Here is a 3063-nt window from a genome sequence, read left to right as displayed (position 1 = left end):
ATCAATAACGTCGTTTGTAATCGAGTCGTTGTCGCCGGATATGACGATAGAATCGTCTTCCAATTTTAGAGATATGTTTCGATCTTTAAGATCATTCAGGAATGCTTTGATATTCATAGCCGAATCTCTACGAGCTTTCTCGTTGCCAATGCAAAATCCGCTAGCCGGGGATGCTCGAACAGGTCGCGGATCGCCGCCCCAAGGCCCAGCCGGCGCAGACGCTCCAGCAGCCTGACCGCCAGCAGCGAATGGCCACCGAGTTCGAAGAAGCTGTCCTGGCGTCCGACCTGCTCGACACCCAGCAACTCTTGCCAGATCCCGGCAAGGATCGTCTCGACCTCGCCCTGCGGCGCCTCGTAAGCACCACGCGCATAGGCCTCTTCGTCCGGCGCCGGCAATGCCCTGCGGTCGAGCTTGCCGTTTGGTGTCAGCGGCAAGGCCTCAAGGGTCACATAGGCCGCCGGTACCATGTACTCCGGCAGGGTTGCGCTCAGATGCGCCCGCAACACCGCAGCAAGTTCGCCACCAGCATCGCTCTTGGCCTCATCCTTGGCCACGACATAGGCAACGAGCCGCTTGTCGCCAGGCGTGTCTTCGCGCGCGATCACCACCGCTTCGCGCACCAGCGCATGTCCGACCAGTCGCGCTTCGATCTCGCCAAGCTCGATGCGGAAGCCGCGGATCTTGACCTGATGATCGTTGCGGCCGAGGAACAACAGATTGCCGTCCGGCAGATAACGCACCAGATCGCCTGTGCGGTACATGCGTGCCTGTGGATCACCGCTGAAGCGATCCGCCACGAACCGCTCCGCCGTCAGCTCGGGACGGTTCAGATAGCCGCGCGCGACGCCTGCCCCACCGATATAGAGCTCGCCCGCTACCCCGAGCGGAACAGGCTCGCCATGACCGTCAAGCACATACAACCGCGCGTTCGGGATTGGACGGCCAATCGGAACGGAGTCGGCTAAATACGGCTCGAGATCCGGAGCGAGGCGATGCCATGTGGCGACATCCGAACATTCGGTCGGGCCATAGCTGTTGACGAACTCCACGGACAGATCGCGCAGCATTTGGAGTTTTGCCGGCTGGACAGGCTCGCCACCCAGAACGACACGGCGCAGGCTGCGAAAGCTGTCCGCACGACCGGCATCAATCAATGCATGGAATGCGCTTGGCGACAGATTGATATGCGTGATGCGCTGCTGCGCAATCAGCTCGGCCAGAACCTCCGGAATGAAGGCATCCTGCGCCAGATGCAGGACGCCACCGACCATCAACGGTCCAAAAATGTTCTTCTGCGTCAGATCAAAATTATACGAGGAGAGCAAGAGCACATTGTCGCTCGGCGTGAGGCCGAGATCGTCAAGATACCATCGCATCAGATTGTGAAGGCCCCGATGCTCGACCATGACGCCCTTGGGCTTGCCGGTGGAGCCTGAGGTGTAGATGACATAGGCGAGGTGACGCGGTGTCAGGCCAAGTTCGCCTGGATCGGGATCGTTCGCGGGGTAGTCCTCCCCCTCCGCCCACGCCTCATCCAGCGCGATCGTCTCGCGGTCGGACAGAGCATCGCCCAATGCGGCGCGGCCCACCCTGTCGACCAGCACCAGACGCGGGTCGGCATCGCTGACCATCAGGCCGAGCCGCTCGCTGGGATAGGCCGAGTCGAGCGGCACATAGGCCCCGCCCGCCTTCAGCACGCCGAGCAGGCCCACAACCATCGCCATGCTGCGCTCCATGCACAGCCCAACCCGGTCGTCAGGCTTCACGCCAAGCCCGATCAGACGATGCGCCAGGCGGTTGGCCTCGGCGTTCAGCTCACCATAGGTGAGGACCTGCCCCTCAAAGGCCAACGCGGCGGCATCGGGCGTGCGTCGGACCTGCTCCTCGAACAGCTGATGGATGCACCGATCCGACGGATAAGCAGCCTCCGTCCGGTTCCAGGTCTCGAGCACCAGCTCGCGCTCGTCTTGCGGCAGCACGTCCAGCGATCGCAGCGGCATCTCCGGCGCCTCTTCAAGCGCCTGCGCCAAGCTTTCCAGCGCCCGCTGCATCAGCCCGATGACGCGATCCCCCGACACCGCTTCCACGACCTGCGCCGTCAGTCCCAGCTCGGTCCCGAAGTCGTCGACCGCCAACGTCAGCGGATAGTTCGTCCGCTCCTCACCGTCCAGCCACTCGGCACCGCTGAGGCTTGGCATCTCCGCCTTCTCCGCGCCAATGTGCCGGTAGTTCAGCAGCGCGCTGAACAGCGGTGTTCCCGCAGCCACCGCGCTGCAACGTTGCGCCAAGGCCAGCGGCGCATGCTCGTGCTGCAAAAGCTCCGCAAGGCGCAGATGCGCGTCCCGCACGCCCGCGGCAACGCCCCTGCCATCCAGGTCGAGCCGCAGCGGCAGCGTGTTGATGAACAGGCCCATCGCCCGGTCAGCACCGGCGCCGGCCTGCATGCGTCCAAGCAGCACCGTGCCGAACACCACCGTCTCGCGGCCCGACGTGCGCGCCACCACCTGGCCCCATGCGACATGGCAGAGGCTGGCAAGGCTCACGCCCAGGCGCCGGGCCTGCATTCGAAGACGGTCGTTGAGCGCCTGCGGCAGCACCCGGTAGACTTCGACGATCTCCTCGCCATCGCCACGCACTTCGGCAAGACCGAACGGCAACACAGGCTCGTCAATATCGCCAAGCCGCTCGCGGAAGTAGCGCTCATGTTCCACCTTAGCGACCCCAAGGCGGGCCTGCGCCACAACGTTGCGGAATGGCTCCGCAACAGGCAATTCGGCCTCTCGACCCGCCAGGATCGCCTCGATCTCCTCGTGCAGGATTTCCACGGTTGAGTGATCGCCGATCAGATGGTGATGCATCGCCAGCAACAGCCAGCGATCGGCCGCGGAATCCCGTGCCACCACGTAGCGCAGCAGCGGCGCTTGCGTCAGGTCGAGCCGCAAATGCTGCGGATCGTAGCGATGTCGCAACTGCTCCACGCCGGAACCAGCGGCCGGATCGAGTTCGACCTCGGTGACGCTGAGCGGCGCATGGCGCCACACCACCTGCACGGGCGAGGAC

1 protein-coding gene is annotated in these 3063 nt (G+C 63.9%); it reads right to left on the bottom strand.

The window, feature by feature from the left end; genetic code table 11:
* Positions 1–113: 113 nt before the first annotated feature.
* On the bottom strand, positions 114–3063 hold a 2950-nt coding region (locus tag C1D09_RS28325), incomplete at its 5' end, for a non-ribosomal peptide synthetase (protein ID WP_143977306.1).

The organism is Mesorhizobium intechi, from assembly GCF_002879535.1.
Lineage (GTDB): Bacteria > Pseudomonadota > Alphaproteobacteria > Rhizobiales > Rhizobiaceae > Mesorhizobium > Mesorhizobium intechi.
Note: the sequence above shows the minus strand (reverse complement) of the source record. Positions and strands in the feature narration are given on the sequence as shown.